The organism is Billgrantia saliphila (assembly GCF_002930105.1).
In the GTDB taxonomy this organism is placed as follows: Bacteria; Pseudomonadota; Gammaproteobacteria; order Pseudomonadales; family Halomonadaceae; genus Halomonas; species Halomonas saliphila.
Genome location: NZ_PJRN01000002.1, coordinates 214,603 through 230,733 on the forward strand (window position 1 = coordinate 214,603; position 16,131 = coordinate 230,733).

Consider the following 16,131-nt stretch of genomic DNA (forward strand, 5'->3'; position numbering starts at 1 on the left):
TCACATGAAAGGCCGTCATGAGTGGATGCAGGATTTCTCATGCAAGGTTTAGTCGCTTCAGCGCGTCTCCACTTTCACCCCGAGCTTGCCCGGCAGGCCCAGCGGGTCGTCAGCATAAGTGGACAGTTTGCTCTGGGCCGGCAGGGTGAGGCGCAGGTCCAGCTCCTCGGCGCTGCCTTCCAGCAGGTCCACCAGCGCCACCAGCACCGCCTGCACCTCGGGACCGAACATCATGCCGAAGCCCTGGGCCTGGGTACGCGCCTGCTCGATGTACTGCGCCTCGGTGACGCCCTGCGTGGCGGCGCCCAGGGTGACAAGGCGGGGGAACAGCCCTTGATCGGACAGCATCAGATGCATGTCGCCGCCAAGTAGCGTCGCACGCTCCAGCCAGTCGGCATCGGCAAAGACCTCGGCCGGGGTCACGCCCTCGGGTAGCAGCACCGGCAGGTTGGCGTCGAATGCCAGGCGCAGGGCATCTTGAATGTCGATGCGGCTGTCGCTGGTCAGCACGCTGTGCTCCCCCGTGTCCTGCCAACTGCCGAGCAGTGCAGCATCCATCCGCAGCTCCCCGGTGCCGCCGGTGAGCACGTTGCTGGCCATGCGCAGCTGGGTACGCTCCTCGGCCGGGGCAAGTTCGATCATGCGCGCCAGGTCGAGCTCCAGCGACTCCAGCCGCAAGCCGCCCTTGCCGTCTTCGAAGGCGCCGTCGAGATCGAGCTGCGCCACACTGCCGGCGAACTCGCGTGAGTCCACGACGAGATTGCGCAGCAACAGCGTGTCGAGTCGCTCCTCACCTTCGACATCGATCCCGCGCAGGCCTTCGAAACGCATCGACTCCAGCGTGAAGGAGCCCGAGCCGAGCCCGTCGACATCCTCGGTCGAGCCGGCTACGCCGGTCATCTCGAACACGCCGATAGCATCGTGGGTGAGATCCTTGCCGCGTACGCTGTCGATGGACATGCGTCCCTGACGCGTCTGCAGCGGCGTATCGATGAACATCTCCTCGGCCAGCTCAGAGGCAAGCTCGATAGCGATGTCGTCGATGGCCAGGCTGCCCAGGCGCACGTCTTCGGGGGCCAGCCCCTCATGCAGCGGAAAGACCGCGCGCGATGGTTCGCCCAGCACGATGCGCTCGGCCGTCATCAGCGTCAGTTCGGTGAGGCTGTCCTCGATGCGCACCCCTTCCAGGGTCACTTCGTCGGGACTGTCGTAATCTCCGCTGACGATGTAGCGGTCGATATGCAGTCGCTCGCCCTCCTGCGCCTCGAACATCACGTCCTCGGCGGTAACGCGGGAGCGCAGCATGGCGCTGGAGACGTCGCCCAGCGTGAGGTTGCCGCCCGCCCCGAACGCCGCACGCAGATCGGCCTCGAGCCGCTCGGCGTCGGCGAGCACCGCGCCGGAGGCGCCCAGCAGCGCAGCGAGAGTCAGAGATCGGGCCAGGCGCGAAGCCCCGGTTTGCGTAGCCTTCATCGACATCCCCTTGTTCATATTCATGCGAAAGGAAGTGGCGATGATCGGCAGCGCCACGTTTACGGAGTGTAACCGGGAATGCCCCGCCGGCGCGTCTGCAGCGGTGGGGCATTGACCCCCAGTCGTTCAACGCTGTCCGTCACGCCTCGCCGAGCAGCCCCAGGCTCGCCGCCGGTGCCTGGCGTCGCAGGCCATGCGACAGCAGGTGGCCGATGACACCGACCAGCAATGCGCCGCCGACAGGCAGCGCGAACCACAGCCAGGGATGGGGACGTGGAGCCAGGTCGAGCCAGGCCAGGTAGATTCCGGCGGTGGCCAGCTCGGCCAGCAGCGCTCCCATCGCCCCGCTGGCCAGACCGAGAATGGCGAACTCGGCGCCCTGCACCCGCGAGATCAGCCGACCGCCGGCACCGAAGACCCGCATCAGGCCGCTTTCGTGGGCACGCGCCGGCCGGCTCGCGGTCAGCGCCGCATAGAGCACGCTGATGCCGGCCAACAGCACGAAGCCCAGCACCAGCTCCACCGCCCGGGTGACTTGTGTGATGACCTCGCGCACCTGGGCCAGAATAGCGTCGACATTGAGCAGCGACACCCCGGGGAACGCCTGCACCAGGCGCCTCATGGTATCCCCTTCGCCGCTGTTCAGGTGGAAGGCGGTGATATAGCTGTGTCCGAAGCGTTCCAGCACGCCGGGAGGGAAGATGACGAAGAAGTTGGGACGGAAACTGTCCCAGTCCAGATCGCGCAGGCTGGCCACCTCACCGACGACCTCATCGCCGCCGATGGTGAAGGTCACCCGGTCGCCTAGTGCCAGTCCCAGCCGCTCGGCCAGGCCGCGTTCCACCGAAATGGGCACTGCCGTCGCGCCCGGCTCGGCGTCCACCGCCCCGAGCCACCCGCTGGGAGGCTCATCCGGCGTGAGTTCGTCGAACCACTGTCCCGCGACGATCCGATTGCCCTCGGGCAGCTCGGCCTGCCAGGTCAGGTTGAGCTCGCGGCGCAGCGAATTGTCGCCCCGCGCATCCGCCGGCACGACGTCACGTGGCGGACGCTCATTGATCGCGGTGAGCCGGCCCCGCACCATGGGATAGAGCGCCGTACGATCGTCGGCAGCGTTCTCCAGAACATCGACGAAGCCGTCGCGCTCGCCGGGCTGGATATTGATGGCGAAATAGTTGGGCGTGTCCTCGGGCAACTGCGCCTGCCAAGTGGAGAGCAGGTCGCCGCGCACCAGGGCGATCATCGCCATGGCGAAGAAGGTCACAGCGAAGGCCAGCAGCTGCCCCAGGCTGGCATTGCGTCGCCGGGCCAGCTGCCGTCCGCCGAGTCGCACGGCCTGGTACCATTCGGCACCGTTACCTGCTCCCTGCAGCGGGAGACGCGTCGTCATGCGCAGCACCAGGCTGAGCAGAAGCGTGCCCAAGCCCCACAGCACCACCAGCATGATCAGGCCGCCGACCAGCAGCGACGCGGCCAGGGCGAAATCGCCGGAGTAGAGCCACAGCAGGCCGCCGAACACCAGACTGGCCACCAGCACCACCAGCCAGGCCGAGGCTGGCAGCGGGTCAAGCTCCCGACGCAGCACCTTGAGCGCGCTGACGCGTCTCAGGCGCAGTAGCGTCGGGCCGGCGAAGCCCACCAGCACCGCCAACGCGGTAAGCACCCCGAGCGCAAGGGGCAGCCAACCCGGCGGCGGCAGCGTGAGCGGCAGGAAGGCGGTCAACAGCGCCAGCAGCACGGCCTGCCCGGCCAGGCCCAGCAGCGCACCCAGCGCCGAGGCCGCCAGTGCCAGCCATAGCAGCTGCAGGGCAAAGAGCCGCGCCAGCTCGCGCTGGGTGGCACCGAAGCAGCGCAGCAGCGCCGCGGTGTCCAGATGGCGCTCGACGTAGCGCCGCGTCGCCATGGCCACCGCCACCCCGGCCAGCAGCACCGCTGCGAGCCCCGCCAGGCTGAGGTACTTCTCGGCACGCTCCAGGGCGCTGCCGAGGCCCGGTCGGTCACGGCGCACATCGCGCACTTCCACTCCGTCTCGGCGCAGGCGATCGAGCCGCGACTCCACGCGTTCCACCGCCTGGGGCGGTCCCGCAGCGAGAATCTCGTACTCCACCCGCGATCCCTCCTGCACCAGGTTAGTGGCACCGAGGTCGTCGACGTGCATCATCAGACGCGGGTTGAAGCTGCCGAAGCCGGCCGATTGGTCAGGCTCCCGCTCGATCAGACCACCCAGCGTCAGTTCGGCCTCGCCGACGCGAATGCGATCGCCGGGCTCGGCCTCGAGCAGCAGCGCCAGCCGCGGCGACACCCACACCTCCCCTGCCGCGGGTCCTTGCGCCGTCGTCTCGACGCCGTCACCGAAGTCGACGTGCAACACGCCGTAGTGCGGGTAGACGTTATCGACCGCCTTGAGGCTGGCCGGCTGAAAAGCCTCCCCATGGCTGACCATGGTCACCATGTCGATCTGATCGCTGAGGGTCAGCCCGGCCTCCTCCAGTGCGAGACGCAGTTCGCCATCGAACGGGCGTCCCTGCTCGAGCACCAGATCGCCGCCCATCAACTGGCCGGCCTGACGCGTCAGGCCGCGATCCAGCCGATCGAGAAAGAAGCCGATCATGGTCGAAGCTGCCACCGCCAGGGCCAGCGCCACGAACAGCGCGCGCACATCGCTGGCGCGAAGGTCCCGCAGCAGGCCGCGTGCCGAAAGCCGCAGCAGGCTGGCCGCCGTCGCCGCTTGCATCGGCGCGGCCGAGCTCCGACTCATGCCTCCACCTCGTCGCGCGCCAGCTCGACGAGGTGCCCCTCCTCGAGCCGCAGGCAGCGGTCGCAGCGCCTTGCCAGGGCATGATCGTGGGTCACCAGCACCAGCGTGGTACCGGCCTCGCGATTGAGCTGGAATAGCAGCTCGATGATGCGCGCACCGGTGGTCGGGTCCAAGTTGCCGGTGGGCTCGTCGGCGAAGACCAGCTCGGCGCCGGTGACGAAGGCGCGTGCCAGCGCCACGCGCTGCTGCTCACCCCCGGAAAGCTGCTTGGGCAAATGCTCGAGTCGCTCACCGAGGCCCACTCGCGTCAGCCAGTCGCGGGCGCGCTCGGAGGCATCCGGCCGCGGCGACAGCTCCAACGGCAACAGCACGTTCTCCAGCGCCGTCAGGGTCGGCAACAGCTGGAAGTTCTGGAACACGAAGCCCACCCGACCTGCCCGCAGCCGTGCACGTCCGTCCTCGTCCAGCTCGGCGAGCGACTCACCGAACAGCTCCAGCTCGCCATCGCTCGGTGCATCCAGCCCGGCGAGCAGTCCGAGCAGGGTGGACTTCCCCGCCCCGCTCTGGCCAAGGATCGCCACGCTTTCGCCGGGGAACACTTGCAACCCCAGGTCACTCAGAATGGTGAGCCGGCGCTCGCCGCTCGCCACCTGCTTGTTCAGGTGGCGGGCGTGTAGAATCGGGCTGACCGCGTGTCCCGCAACGGGAGCACGCTTGACATCCGCGTCTTGGATCGAGGAGTCGGACATGGTGAGAGGCTTCCCCTTGGATTGGATACGAAAAAGCATCGGCCTGGCGCTGTGCGCCCTACTGATGACGCTGCCACCGCTGGGCCATGCCGATGAGCGACCGGTATTGCTGATTGTGGGCGATAGCCTGAGCACCGCTTACGGCATCGAGCGTGAAGCAGGCTGGGTCAGTCTGCTTGAGGCCCGACTGGGCGAAGAGGTGCGCGTCGTCAACGCCAGTATCAGCGGCGAGACGAGCAGCGGCGGTGCGAGCCGACTCCCCGAGCTTCTCGGACAGCACGACCCCGACATCGTTCTGCTCGAACTGGGCGGCAACGACGGTTTGCGTGGCCTGCCGCCGTCCCAGCTCGAGGCCAACCTGGCCGGCATGATCGAAGCCAGTCTCGAGGCGGACGCCCAGGTGTTGCTGCTTGGCATCGATATTCCCCCCAACTATGGCCAGGCTTACCGCAACGCCTTCACCGGTGTGTTTCCCCGCCTGGCCGCTACCTACGAAGTACCGCTGGTGCCCTTTCTGCTCGAGAACGTGGCGCTCGAACCCGGCATGATGCAGGAGGACGGTATCCACCCCACCGCGGATGCCCAGCCGACCATCCTCGACAACGTCTGGCCCGAACTCGCCCCGCTGCTGAAACGATACGGTGAGCCGACGGCCGCCATTGGTCAGGACTGAGCCGGCACCGGACTCTGCCACTGCTGTAGTCCCAACCCGCCGAGGATCAGCACCAGCCCCACCAGGGTTGACGCCAGGATCGGCTCGCCGACCACCAGATGCAGCAACAGCAGCGATATCGGCGGCGAGAGAAAGATCAGGTTCGAGACCCGCGCCGTGCGCGACACCCGGTGCACGGCCAGTTGCCACAGCACGAAGGCGATGCCCATTTCGAACAGCCCGACATAGATGCCGGCCGTCACTCCGGCCCAGCCGGGCCAAGCAAATCCGGGCCCGAGTAGCATCAACAGGGTCAGCACCGGCAGGCCGACGCTGAAGTTCTGCCACTGGGCAACCAGCGGCGGGCGGCGGTCACGCACATTGAGCAACCAGTAGAGCGCCCACAGCAGGGTCGAGGCCAGCGCCAGCCCCACGCCGAGCGGATCGGCGAAGGCGACGTCGAACACCGCGCCCCGAGTGGCAATGACCCAGACCCCCGAGTAGGCAACCAGCCCGGCCAGGATATCGACGCGGGTCAGGCGCTGGCCGAGGATGGGCACTGCCAGGAACGCCATGGTCAATGCCCAGGTGTAGTTGAGCGCCATCGCCTCCTGCCCCGGCAGGCGGTCGTAGGCGCCGAACAGCACCAGGTAATAGGCCACCGGGTTCATCAGCCCCGCCCAGGCGGCCGTGCGCCAGCCGCGACGCAGCGCCTCGCGCAGCAGCCCCTGGCGCAGCATCAGCCCGCCGATCAGCAGCCACGACACAAGCGAAGCCAGCCACATCAGCTCCAGCGGCGTCATGTGTCCGAGCGCCACCTTGAACGCGGTGGCCACGGTGGACCACAGCGCCACCGCACCGAGGCCGAAGAGCATCGCCTGGCGGTCCCGGGAAGGGACGTCCATGTCCATCGCCTCGCTTTTCATCGATCGATATGGCCCAGGTCGCGTTCGGGATCGAGCCGGTCGCGGACCCGCTGCTTGAGCTGTTTCACGTCGGGAAAGCCGCCGTCGCGCTTGCGTTCCCACAACGATTCGTCGTCGTAGAAGATTTCGAAGTAGCCGCCGTGGGAGGGCACCAGGGCCACCTCCTCCAGCGTCTCGCCGAAGGTGGAGAGCAGCTCCTGAGCGTACCAGGCGCTACGCAGCAACCAGTTGCACTGGGTGCAGTAGTGGATGCGGATACGTGACATGGCGTTCACCTGTCGCAAGAATGGAGCCGTTGATCATAGCAGCCGAGGAGCCCGGATGGCCGAACGTGACATCAGCCAATCCCGTCTGTACGAATGGCTGACCGGCGACGAGGACAGCCGGATGTGCCTCGACATTCCCGACGAGGCGTGTGTCGAGCAGCCGCGCAACTTCTTCCTTCACCTGTTCGCCGCGCTGGGCAACAAGCTCGCCGACGAACTGGCCAGCGCCCGTCTGGTGCTGCCCTGGCTGCTTGGGGTGATCGGCGCCCCGCTGTGGATGGTCGGCCTGCTGGTGCCGATCCGCGAGGCCGGCGCTCTGCTGCCGCAACTGTTCGTGGCCGGCTTCATCCGGCTCAGACCCGAGCGCAAGTGGGCATGGGTACTGGGCGGTACCTTGCAGGCCCTGGCGGCGGCAATCCTTGCCCTGCTCGCGCTGTTCGGCCATGGCAGCCTCGGCGGTGCCCTGGTGTTGGCCGTACTGGTGGCGCTGTCGCTGGCCCGCGGGCTCTCCTCGATCGCCACCAAGGACGTATTGGGCAAGACCATCGCCAAGCGTCGCCGCGGCAACCTGATGGGCTGGAGCGGCAGCGTGGCCGGCGCCGTCACCTTGGCCGCCGGCAGTGTCCTGATGCTTTTCGACGACCGCCCCGGCGAGTTGGCCCTGGCGATACTGCTCGGTGTCGCCGCCCTGGGATGGGCGCTCAATGCAGTGTGTGCGGCACGCATCCACGAGACGCCGGGGGCAGTGGAGGGTGGCGAGAACGCCTGGCACAGCATCAAGTTGGGCCTACGCCTGCTGCGCGAGGATCGTGCCTTCCTGCTTTTCAACCTGACCCGCTCGCTGCTGCTGGCCAGCGCCCTGGCGCTGCCTTACGTGGCCCTGCTCGGTCAGCGTCAGAGCGGCACCGAGCTGGGCGGCCTGGGAGTCCTGATCGTAGTGTCCGGCGTCGCGGGCATGGTGGCGAACCCGATCTGGGGCAAGCGTGCCGACACCTCCAGCCGCATCGTACTGCGCAATGCGGGGCTGGGCACGGCGGGCTGCTGCCTGCTCGGCGCCGCCATCGCCTGGCTGCCCGGCGACTGGACGGACCGGGTATGGCCCTTCGCCGCGGTCTACGCTCTGCTCACGATCGTGCACGCCGGCGTGCGCCTCGGCCGCAAGACGTATCTGGTCGACATGGCGGGGCAGGATCGACGCGCGCTCTACGTCGCGCTCTCCAACACCCTGACCGGTGTCATGATGCTGCTTGTGGGCGGCGCTACGGGGCTGCTGGCGCAGTGGCTGGGTACCGACTGGCTGCTGGTGGCGCTGGCCGGCATGGGGCTGGCGGCCTCCGCTATCGCCGGCGGGCTCCCCGACGTGGAGCGGTGACGCCGGCCGACACGGCCTTTTCACCCTGGCACCGGCTGGCCAAGATATCGCATAGTGACGTTTACGCACGCCAAGCCGTCAGGATCCGAGACAGGAATGCCTTGAATGAAACGCACGCCACTGATCAGCCCCGAACTGCTGGAGCGCATCGTCGACGCCTCGGAGGACGGCATTGTCATCGCCGAGCAAGAGGGCGACGACAACATCCTCATCTACGTCAACAAGGGCTTCGAGCGTCTCACCGGCTACAGCACCGACGAGATCCTCTACCGGGACTGCCGCTTCCTGCAGGGTGACGATCGCGACCAGCCGGCGCTGGAGAAGATTCGCAAGGCGCTGGCCCAGGGACAGCCGTGTCGCGGAGTTCTGCGCAACTACCGCAAGGACGGCACCCTATTCTGGAACGAGCTGTCGATCACTCCGGTATTTGACGATGCCGACGAGCTGACCTACTTCATTGGCGTGCAAAAAGACGTCACCGAACGCGTCGAGGCTCAACAGGAGCTCGAGAGACTCAAGGCCGAGCACGGTCCTTCTTGACGGTGGCCCCTGCTGCTGGCACTCATCGACATTCCGTGTCGGTTTTTTTACTCAACGAGACTTGCTCTCGGCCTCTTCTAGATATATATAGCCGTCAGGTACCAGCCACTGGTACCGATGGCGCTTCAGGTCCGTCGCTTCGGACACGAAGCGAACTCGCGATACGTCGATCGCCAGAGCGGTCGGCACCGGGCCATGGGAGGATGTCGCATGAGCCATGAACCCCTTGTCAACGACTCTCACGATGACGAACAGGATTTCCTGGAAGCCGTGAACGATGACGAATACGTCCGTCCGCGCGCCTCTAGCCGCGCCGACACCCTACGCGCCCGACGACGCGTCGAGGCCCTGCTCGAAGAGCGGCGCCTGCAGCGTGCCATCGAAGACGACTGGATGCTGCCCGACGAGGAAGAGGAGGAAGAGGAGTAGCATCACCTCACCGGGCGGGGCATCCAGGGCTGCCCCGCCACCCATCTCCGTCCGGGCCCAGATCTCGGCATTCAGCCCACAGGCCACGTCGAAGCTGGCCTTTGCCCCGCTCGGCCACTATCATCGTGGCCACAGAAACCCCTCAACCCCAGTGGAATTCCATGGCGCAATACGTCTTCACCATGAACCGGGTGGGCAAGGTCGTTCCGCCCAAGAAACAGATCCTCAAGGACATCTCGCTGTCCTTCTTCCCGGGAGCCAAGATCGGCGTGCTGGGCCTCAACGGTGCCGGCAAGTCGACCCTGTTGCGCATCATGGCAGGGGTCGACAAGGAGTATGAGGGAGAGGCTCGCCCCATGCCCGGCATCAATATCGGCTACCTGCCCCAGGAACCCGAGCTCGACGACGAGAAGAGCGTGCGCGAGACCGTGGAAGAGGCGCTGGGCGAAATCCAGGAAGCACAGACCAAGCTCGACGCCGTCTATGCCGCCTACGCCGAGCCGGATGCCGACTTCGATGCCCTCGCTTCCGAGCAGGCTCGGCTGGAGAACATCATCGAGGCCGCCGACGCACACAACCTGGAGCGCAAGCTGGAAGTCGCCGCCGAGGCCCTGCGTCTGCCGTCCTGGGAAGCCAAGGTCGGCAACCTTTCGGGCGGCGAGCGTCGCCGCGTGGCGCTATGTCGCCTGCTGCTCTCCAACCCCGACATGCTGCTGCTCGATGAGCCTACCAACCACCTCGACGCCGAGTCGGTGGCCTGGCTCGAGCGTTTCCTGCACGATTACAGCGGCACCGTGGTGGCGATCACCCACGACCGCTACTTCCTCGACAACGTAGCCGGCTGGATCCTCGAGCTCGACCGCGGCCACGGCATCCCCTTCGAGGGCAACTACTCACAGTGGCTCGAATCGAAGGAGAAGCGCCTGGAACAGGAGGCCAAGCAGGAGGCCTCGCGCCAGAAGGCGATCAAGCACGAACTGGAGTGGGTGCGCAGCAACGCCAAGGGCCGCCAGGCCAAGAGCAAGGCACGCCTCAATCGCTTCGAGGAGATGCAGTCAGGCGACTTCCAGAAGCGTAACGAGACCAACGAGATCTACATTCCACCCGGCCCGCGCCTGGGCGACAAGGTGATCGAGTTTCACGGGGTCTCCAAGCGCTTCGAGGACAAGCTCCTCTACGAGGATCTCACCTTCGCCGTGCCCAAGGGGGCGATCATCGGCATCATCGGCGGCAACGGCGCCGGCAAGTCGACCCTATTCAAGCTGATCACCGGCAAGGAGCAGCCCGACAGCGGCGAGGTGGTCGTCGGCGAGACCGTCGACATCGCCTACGTCGAGCAGCTTCGCGATGCGCTCGATGACAAGCAGACTGTGTGGGAAGCGGTCTCGGACGGCCAGGACATCCTCAACATCAACGGCTACGAGGTCTCCTCGCGTGCCTATGTCGGTCGCTTCAACTTCAAGGGCAACGATCAGCAGAAGTTCCTCAAGGACCTGTCCGGCGGCGAGCGCGGCCGACTGCAGCTGGCCCAGACCCTGAAACAGGGCGCCAACGTGCTGCTGCTCGACGAGCCGTCGAACGATCTCGATATCGAGACCCTGCGTGCGCTGGAAGAAGCCCTGCTCGCCTTCCCCGGCTGCGCCCTGGTGATCTCCCACGATCGCTGGTTCCTCGACCGGATCGCCACCCATATTCTCGCCTTCGAAGGCGATTCCCAGGTGGTTCTCCTCGAAGGCAACTATACCGACTACGAAGCGGACCATCGCAAGCGGGTCGGCAGCGACACACCGCATCGCATGAAGTACAAGCGTATCGACGCCTGATCCCGCGGGTATCGTAATCGACGAGGCCTCGCCCTAGGGCGAGGCCTCTTGCCGTGCGGCATCGGATAGGCGTCTACGCCTCGTCACGGTCGCCGACCGGTGATCAGCGAGACGATGAACAGCACGATGAACAGGAAGAACAGGATCTGGGCGATGGTTGTGGCCGCACCGGCGATACCCGAAAACCCCAGGACACCCGCGATGATCGCAATAATCAGGAACAGCATTGCGTTGCCGAGCATGATAGACCTCCTTGATCGTCATGGCGCCATCCGTTGACGCCGAACCATCCCGCTTAGGTGTCTTTCAGGCTTGCGTGTACGGGGCGCAGCGTCAAGTTACCGAGGGTCATCCCTCGTAACGCCATGCGTCGCATTGAAACCTGCAGGCCTCAGTAAAAGCCCGGCTCGCCTCTTGGGCGGGTCTTGAAGCGTCGATGCAGCCACAGGTACTGCTCGGGATGCTTGCGTATCGCCTCCTCGATGAACGCATTGACACGTGCGGCATCGGCCACCTCGTCATCGCTGGGAAAATTCTCCAACGGCGGCCGGCATTCGATGGTGTAGGTGCGGTCGTCGGGGTTGCGATGGAACATCAGCGGCACCACCGGTGCGCCGGTCATCCGGGCGATCTTGGCCGTCAGCCGGATCGTGGCGGCCTCGATGCCGAAGAAGGGGGCGTATACACTGGCGTCGCGTCCGAAGTCCTGATCCGGCGAATACCAGACGATATGCCCGGCCTTGATCCGGCGCACCACGCCGCGCAGGTCGTGCCGATCGATGGCTTCGCCGAAGATATGGCTTCGCGCACCGGTCATGAAGCGGTCGAACAGCGGGTTGTTGTGGGGTCGGTAGACCACGTCAGCAGGAAAGAACAACGAGTGCAAGGCACCGCCGAGATCCAGCGTGGAGAAGTGAATGCCGATCAGCAGCACACCCTTGCCGCGCGCGTGTGCCTCGGCCAGATGGTGCGCGTTGCGGTAGGTAACCCGATGACGTAAATGGCGGGCATCGCGGCACCAGGCGGTGGCCGTCTCGAGAATGCCGATGCCGTTGGCGGCGAAGGTTTCCTTGACCCGTTTCTCGCGCTGCGCCTCGTCAAGCTCGGGAAAGCACAGACGCAGATTGGTATCGACGATATGCCGCCGTCGCGGCACCAGCCGCCAAGCCAGCAGACCGAGGCCACGGCCGACGGCTAGCTTCAGTCGCCACGGCAACCAGGCGCCTAGGTGCATGGCGCCGATCGCCAGCCAGGCGGGCCAGTAGCGGGGGTGAGCGAAGGAATCGGGCCAGTTGCGCTTGGACATTCTCGTTCTCGTTCGGATCGGGGTCGGCTTCGGTCGCAGGTTCGATCAATCCCCATAGCGCCTGGGCACTCGGGGAAGAATGCCGGTCAGCAGCGTATAGCTGATGGTGTCGCAATGGCGCGCCACCTCATCGACCGAGAGTACCGCACCGTGCCGCGACCGCCCCCAGAGCACCGCTTCGCTGCCGATATCGGCTTCGGCAATGTCGGTGACGTCGACGGTGAGCATATCCATCGATACCTTGCCGGCAAGGGCCGCGCGGCGCCCCGCGATCAGTATCGGCGTACCATCGGCCGCGTGCCGATCATAACCGTCGCCATAGCCGCAGGCCACCACGGCAATCCGCGACGGCCGCGGTGCACGCCAGCGGCCGCCGTAGCCCACCGGCTCACCCTGTGCCAGCTCGCGAATGGCGATGATCTCCGAACGCAGCGTCATGACCGGCTCGAGCTGGCGGCTGGCTTCGCTGGGCTGTTCCAACGGGTCGCTGCCGTAGAGCATCACGCCGGGGCGCACCCAATCGCCATGCGCCTGCGGCCAGGCCAGGGTCGCCGGGGAGTTGGCCAGGCACAACGGCGCCTTGAGCGTTTCCGCGAGATTTCGCATGCAGTCGAGCTGCTTGCGGCAGTAGCCCGGATCGACGGCGTCGGCAGTGGCGAAGTGGCTCATCAGCAACGGATCGGCGACGCGATCGGGAGCGGCGGCCAGGCGCGCCCAGACATCGGCGGCCCGCTCGGCGGGGAAGCCCAGTCGATGCATGCCGGAATCGACCTTGAGCCACACCGGGATTGGGCGCTGCGGGCGATAGGCCAGCAGCGCCCGGACCTGCCATTCGCTGTGCACCGCCAGCCACAAGCCCAGAGCCTCGACACGGGGCAGCTCAGCGGCCTCGAAGATGCCTTCAAGCAATACCACGGGAGAGCGCACGCCACCGTCGCGCAGGGCTTCGGCCTCCTCCAGGCAAGCCACGGCGAAGGCCGGCGGCCGCTCTCCCGGCGGCAGGGCTTCCAGCGCCAGGGCGCAGGCCACGGCGCCATGGCCGTAGGCATTCGCCTTGATCACGGCCAACGCCCGGCTCCCCGAGGCCAGTTCACGGGCGATGGCGTAGTTGCGACGCAGGGCGACGAGATCGATATCGGCGACCAATGGCCTGGCCATGGCGAGCCTCCAAGGTAAAACGGCCCGGAACCTGCGGGTTCCGATGAAGAAAAACCACCGACGCATCGGTGGCTTTCGGTCGCATACGTCCCGCTAGCGCAGAGCCGCGTTCAGGACGGCGCCTGGGGGCGCTCACCAATGTTCATCACCGAATCACCGCTGGCTTCGTCGGGCAGCTCCAGCGAGACACGCTCCTCCTCGGAGAGCCAGGCGTTGACGGTGCGTATCGACTCCGGCCCGAGCAGGCCGGCCTGCTGCTGCAGCTGCAACAGACTGAGAATGTAGTCGTAGCGTGCCTCGGCATGCTCGGCGATGGCATTGAACAGGTTCTGCTCGGCATTGAGCACGTCGACGATGTTGCGCGTGCCTACTTCATAGCCCGAGCGGGTCGCCTCGAGCGCGCTCTGGTTGGAGACGATCGCCTGGCGCCGTGCCTCGACGGTCTCCACGTTATTGTTGACCTGAGTGAACAGCGAGCGCACCTGCTGAACGGTATCGCGACGCTGGGCCTCGAAGTCGTACTGGCTGGCCTCGAGCAGAAAGCCGCTCTGGCGGATCTGAGCCCGCGTCGTGCCGCCGGTGTAGAGCGGCAGGCTGGCGCGCAGACCGATCTGACTCTCCGACTGGTAGGAGGTACCGGTACGGTCGCTGTCCGACCAGCCGTAATTGGCGAAGGCGGAAAGCACCGGCTGCTGCCCGGCACGCGCGATGTCGACGGAGCTGCGCGCCACTTCGACGCCGGCCTCGGCCAGCTGTACGAGGGGGCTGCTTGCCATGGCCAGTTGCACCCACTCCTCGCGATCGACCGGCACGGGCCCCTCGATGGGCACCTCCTCCTCGAGCGCCTCGATGCTCCGGTAGCGGTGGCCGGTCAGACGCTCGAGCGCTTCGAAGCTGACCTGCATGGCTCCCTCCGCGGCGATGCGCTGGGCGCGAGCCAGGTCAAAGGAAGCCTGGGCTTCGTGCACGTCGGTAATGGCGATCAGGCCGACCTCGAAGCGCTCGCGGGCTTGTTCCAATTGCCGGCTGATGGCGGTTTCCTGCGCCCGTCGCGCGCTGAGCACGTCGTGGGCACGCAGGATCTCGAAGTAGGCGCTGGCGACATCGAACAGCAACTGCTGCGTGGCGACGTCCACCGTCAGCGCGTCGCGGTCGATCTCGCGCTCGGCCCGTTCGAGTTCGGCGCGTCGCGAGGGGGCATAGAGCGCCTGCTCGGCATCCAGGGTCAGGCTGGCACTGTTGACGGTATCTTCGGTCTCGAATGCCTCTGAAGGCACACCGGGAAACCGGGCACCCTCGTTGGCACTGGAGTAAGTGCGGGCATGACTGGCGCTGCCCCCCACGGAAAGCTGGGGCAGCAGCGTCCCGCGCTGAGCGTCCCGCGCAGCTTCGGTGGCGCGAAAACCGGCGCGAGTGGAGCTCAGTTCGGCATCGTTGTCGAGCGCATCCTGGGTGATCGTCCAGAGATCGGCGGCCTGGGCGTTGGCGGTCATGGCCAGACCGACGAGTACGGCCAGACCGCGGCGACGAAAGTGCCTAGAGATCGGGGGGCGGAGCATTGATTCTTTTCCCTTGTTCAACCCTGCATGGTAAGGACGCTAATGATAACCCGGCAGCATGCAGAAAATATGCAGCCGGTCTGTCGACCGGCTGCATCGTCGATACATCAGTCCCGCTATTCGTTGAAGATGTTATCCATCGACAGGCCCTGCTTCTCGAGCACCCGACGCAGTTTCTTGAGCGCCTCGACCTGGATCTGCCGCACCCGCTCGCGGGTCAGACCGATCTCGTCGCCGACCTCCTCGAGAGTGGCGGCCTCGTGACCGCGCAGGCCGAAACGGCGCACGACCACTTCCATCTGCTTTTCGGTCAGTTCCGCCAGCCAATCGTCGACGTGCTCCTTGACGTCGACGTCGACCAACGAGGATTCCGGACCCTGCTCGTTGTCGTCGGCAAGCGTCTCGATCAGCGGCTTGTCGCTCTCGCCGCCCATCGGATAATCCACCGAGGAGACGCGCTCGTTGAGCCCCATCATCTTCTTCACCGACTCGACAGGCTTGTCGAGGTAGTCGGCGATCTCTTCCGGCGTGGCCTCGTGATCCAGCTTCTGGGTCAGCTCACGGGCCGCCCGCAGGTAGATGTTGAGTTCCTTGACCACGTGGATCGGCAGCCGGATGGTGCGGGTCTGATTCATCAGTGCCCGCTCGATGGTCTGGCGAATCCACCAGGTGGCATAGGTGGAGAAGCGGAAGCCGCGCTCGGGATCGAATTTCTCCACCGCCCGAATCAGCCCGAGGTTGCCCTCCTCGATCAGATCGAGCAGGGTCAGCCCCCGGTTGAGGTAGCGTCTGGCGATCTTCACCACCAGGCGCAGGTTGGACTCGATCATCCTCGCCCGCCCTGCCGGGTCTCCCTTCTGAGCGAGGCGTCCGAAGTACACCTCCTCCTCGGGGGTCAGCAGCGGCGAGAAGCCGATCTCGTTGAGATAGATCTGAGTGGCATCGAGGCTATGATGATAGTGTTTGTCCTCCCGACTCAGCGCTTTCTCGAACGCATCGTCGTCACTATCGCTGGCCGAATTATCCGCGTCCGCCCCGAGTTCCTGTTCGGCCTCGGTGACGTCGTTGAGATCCACATCCTGAAGGTCCCGTTCAAGCATGCTCATCGGTTGCTACCCCG

15 protein-coding genes are annotated in these 16,131 nt (G+C 66.0%); 5 read left to right on the top strand and 10 right to left on the bottom strand.

Annotation, left to right across the window (positions count from 1 at the left end):
- Positions 1–57: 57 nt before the first annotated feature.
- The 3 genes from CYJ07_RS03120 to CYJ07_RS03130 all read right to left on the bottom strand — a co-directional run bounded on the left by CYJ07_RS03120 (position 58) and on the right by CYJ07_RS03130 (position 4,980).
- Positions 58–1,473 (bottom strand): hypothetical protein, encoded by a 1,416-nt coding sequence (locus CYJ07_RS03120; protein ID WP_104202344.1) that lies wholly within the window; start codon positions 1,471–1,473, stop codon positions 58–60.
- Positions 1,474–1,612: 139 nt separating this feature from the next.
- Positions 1,613–4,231 (bottom strand): ABC transporter permease, encoded by a 2,619-nt coding sequence (locus CYJ07_RS03125; protein WP_231489518.1) that lies wholly within the window; start codon positions 4,229–4,231, stop codon positions 1,613–1,615.
- Positions 4,228–4,980 carry an ABC transporter ATP-binding protein gene (locus CYJ07_RS03130; protein ID WP_104202213.1) on the bottom strand — a complete coding sequence of 251 codons (753 nt, stop codon included), beginning with the start codon at positions 4,978–4,980 and terminating at the stop codon, positions 4,228–4,230. The genes CYJ07_RS03125 and CYJ07_RS03130 overlap by 4 nt, the downstream gene beginning before the upstream one ends.
- On the opposite strand from CYJ07_RS03130, the gene CYJ07_RS03135 reads away from it, so the two are divergent.
- Positions 4,979–5,653, top strand: coding sequence for an arylesterase (locus CYJ07_RS03135; RefSeq protein WP_104202214.1), 675 nt, complete (start codon positions 4,979–4,981; stop codon positions 5,651–5,653). The genes CYJ07_RS03130 and CYJ07_RS03135 overlap by 2 nt on opposite strands.
- Here the strand turns inward: CYJ07_RS03135 and CYJ07_RS03140 are convergent.
- On the bottom strand, positions 5,644–6,537 hold the full coding sequence (locus tag CYJ07_RS03140) for a DMT family transporter (RefSeq protein WP_231489519.1): 894 nt from the start codon (positions 6,535–6,537) through the stop codon (positions 5,644–5,646). The two genes, CYJ07_RS03135 and CYJ07_RS03140, sit on opposite strands and share 10 nt — an antisense overlap.
- A gap of 17 nt (positions 6,538–6,554) precedes the next feature.
- Positions 6,555–6,824 carry an Rdx family protein gene (locus tag CYJ07_RS03145; protein ID WP_104202215.1) on the bottom strand — a complete coding sequence of 90 codons (270 nt, stop codon included), beginning with the start codon at positions 6,822–6,824 and terminating at the stop codon, positions 6,555–6,557.
- 55 nt (positions 6,825–6,879) lie between these two features.
- Between CYJ07_RS03145 and CYJ07_RS03150 the strand changes: the two genes are divergently transcribed.
- The 4 genes from CYJ07_RS03150 to ettA all read left to right on the top strand — a co-directional run bounded on the left by CYJ07_RS03150 (position 6,880) and on the right by ettA (position 10,988).
- Positions 6,880–8,196: an MFS transporter gene (locus tag CYJ07_RS03150; protein ID WP_104202216.1), complete on the top strand. Its 1,317-nt coding sequence runs from the start codon at positions 6,880–6,882 to the stop codon at positions 8,194–8,196.
- 105 nt (positions 8,197–8,301) lie between these two features.
- On the top strand, positions 8,302–8,736 hold the full coding sequence (locus CYJ07_RS03155; RefSeq protein WP_104202217.1) for a PAS domain S-box protein: 435 nt from the start codon (positions 8,302–8,304) through the stop codon (positions 8,734–8,736).
- A 210-nt stretch (positions 8,737–8,946) separates the two neighbouring features.
- Entirely contained in the window at positions 8,947–9,165 is a 219-nt protein-coding gene (locus CYJ07_RS03160; RefSeq protein ID WP_104202218.1) for a PA3496 family putative envelope integrity protein, read from the top strand.
- A 161-nt stretch (positions 9,166–9,326) separates the two neighbouring features.
- Positions 9,327–10,988 carry an energy-dependent translational throttle protein EttA gene (gene ettA, locus CYJ07_RS03165; protein WP_104202219.1) on the top strand — a complete coding sequence of 554 codons (1,662 nt, stop codon included), beginning with the start codon at positions 9,327–9,329 and terminating at the stop codon, positions 10,986–10,988.
- A gap of 83 nt (positions 10,989–11,071) precedes the next feature.
- On the opposite strand, the gene CYJ07_RS03170 is transcribed toward ettA, so the two are convergent.
- From CYJ07_RS03170 to rpoS, 5 genes are all read right to left on the bottom strand, one after another.
- The gene (locus tag CYJ07_RS03170) at positions 11,072–11,230 is read right to left on the bottom strand and encodes a DUF1328 domain-containing protein (protein WP_104202220.1); all 159 of its coding nucleotides are present in this window, start codon (positions 11,228–11,230) and stop codon (positions 11,072–11,074) included.
- Between the two features lie 149 nt (positions 11,231–11,379).
- A complete protein-coding gene (lpxL, locus tag CYJ07_RS03175; RefSeq protein ID WP_104202221.1) occupies positions 11,380–12,294 on the bottom strand; it encodes an LpxL/LpxP family Kdo(2)-lipid IV(A) lauroyl/palmitoleoyl acyltransferase in 915 nt (304 codons plus the stop codon).
- A 45-nt stretch (positions 12,295–12,339) separates the two neighbouring features.
- Entirely contained in the window at positions 12,340–13,452 is a 1,113-nt protein-coding gene (gene alr / locus CYJ07_RS03180) for an alanine racemase (protein ID WP_104202222.1), read from the bottom strand.
- Positions 13,453–13,562: 110 nt separating this feature from the next.
- Positions 13,563–15,011: a TolC family outer membrane protein gene (locus CYJ07_RS03185; protein WP_104202223.1), complete on the bottom strand. Its 1,449-nt coding sequence runs from the start codon at positions 15,009–15,011 to the stop codon at positions 13,563–13,565.
- 116 nt (positions 15,012–15,127) lie between these two features.
- The gene (rpoS, locus tag CYJ07_RS03190) at positions 15,128–16,117 is read right to left on the bottom strand and encodes an RNA polymerase sigma factor RpoS (protein ID WP_104202224.1); all 990 of its coding nucleotides are present in this window, start codon (positions 16,115–16,117) and stop codon (positions 15,128–15,130) included.
- Positions 16,118–16,131 lie beyond the last annotated feature (14 nt).

Excerpts from the sequence above, each read along its gene's own strand:
- lpxL (WP_104202221.1), bottom strand. The coding sequence starts at position 12,294 with ATGTCCAAGCGCAACTGGCCCGATTCCTTCGCTCACCCCCGCTACTGG.
- CYJ07_RS03125 (WP_231489518.1), bottom strand. The coding sequence starts at position 4,231 with ATGAGTCGGAGCTCGGCCGCGCCGATGCAAGCGGCGACGGCGGCCAGC.
- alr (WP_104202222.1), bottom strand. The coding sequence starts at position 13,452 with ATGGCCAGGCCATTGGTCGCCGATATCGATCTCGTCGCCCTGCGTCGC.
- CYJ07_RS03140 (WP_231489519.1), bottom strand. The coding sequence starts at position 6,537 with ATGGACGTCCCTTCCCGGGACCGCCAGGCGATGCTCTTCGGCCTCGGT.
- CYJ07_RS03120 (WP_104202344.1), bottom strand. The coding sequence starts at position 1,473 with ATGAAGGCTACGCAAACCGGGGCTTCGCGCCTGGCCCGATCTCTGACT.
- CYJ07_RS03185 (WP_104202223.1), bottom strand. The coding sequence starts at position 15,011 with ATGCTCCGCCCCCCGATCTCTAGGCACTTTCGTCGCCGCGGTCTGGCC.
- CYJ07_RS03150 (WP_104202216.1), top strand. The coding sequence starts at position 6,880 with ATGGCCGAACGTGACATCAGCCAATCCCGTCTGTACGAATGGCTGACC.
- CYJ07_RS03145 (WP_104202215.1), bottom strand. The coding sequence starts at position 6,824 with ATGTCACGTATCCGCATCCACTACTGCACCCAGTGCAACTGGTTGCTG.
- rpoS (WP_104202224.1), bottom strand. The coding sequence starts at position 16,117 with ATGAGCATGCTTGAACGGGACCTTCAGGATGTGGATCTCAACGACGTC.
- CYJ07_RS03155 (WP_104202217.1), top strand. The coding sequence starts at position 8,302 with ATGAAACGCACGCCACTGATCAGCCCCGAACTGCTGGAGCGCATCGTC.
- CYJ07_RS03160 (WP_104202218.1), top strand. The coding sequence starts at position 8,947 with ATGAGCCATGAACCCCTTGTCAACGACTCTCACGATGACGAACAGGAT.
- CYJ07_RS03170 (WP_104202220.1), bottom strand. The coding sequence starts at position 11,230 with ATGCTCGGCAACGCAATGCTGTTCCTGATTATTGCGATCATCGCGGGT.
- CYJ07_RS03130 (WP_104202213.1), bottom strand. The coding sequence starts at position 4,980 with ATGTCCGACTCCTCGATCCAAGACGCGGATGTCAAGCGTGCTCCCGTT.
- CYJ07_RS03135 (WP_104202214.1), top strand. The coding sequence starts at position 4,979 with ATGGTGAGAGGCTTCCCCTTGGATTGGATACGAAAAAGCATCGGCCTG.
- ettA (WP_104202219.1), top strand. The coding sequence starts at position 9,327 with ATGGCGCAATACGTCTTCACCATGAACCGGGTGGGCAAGGTCGTTCCG.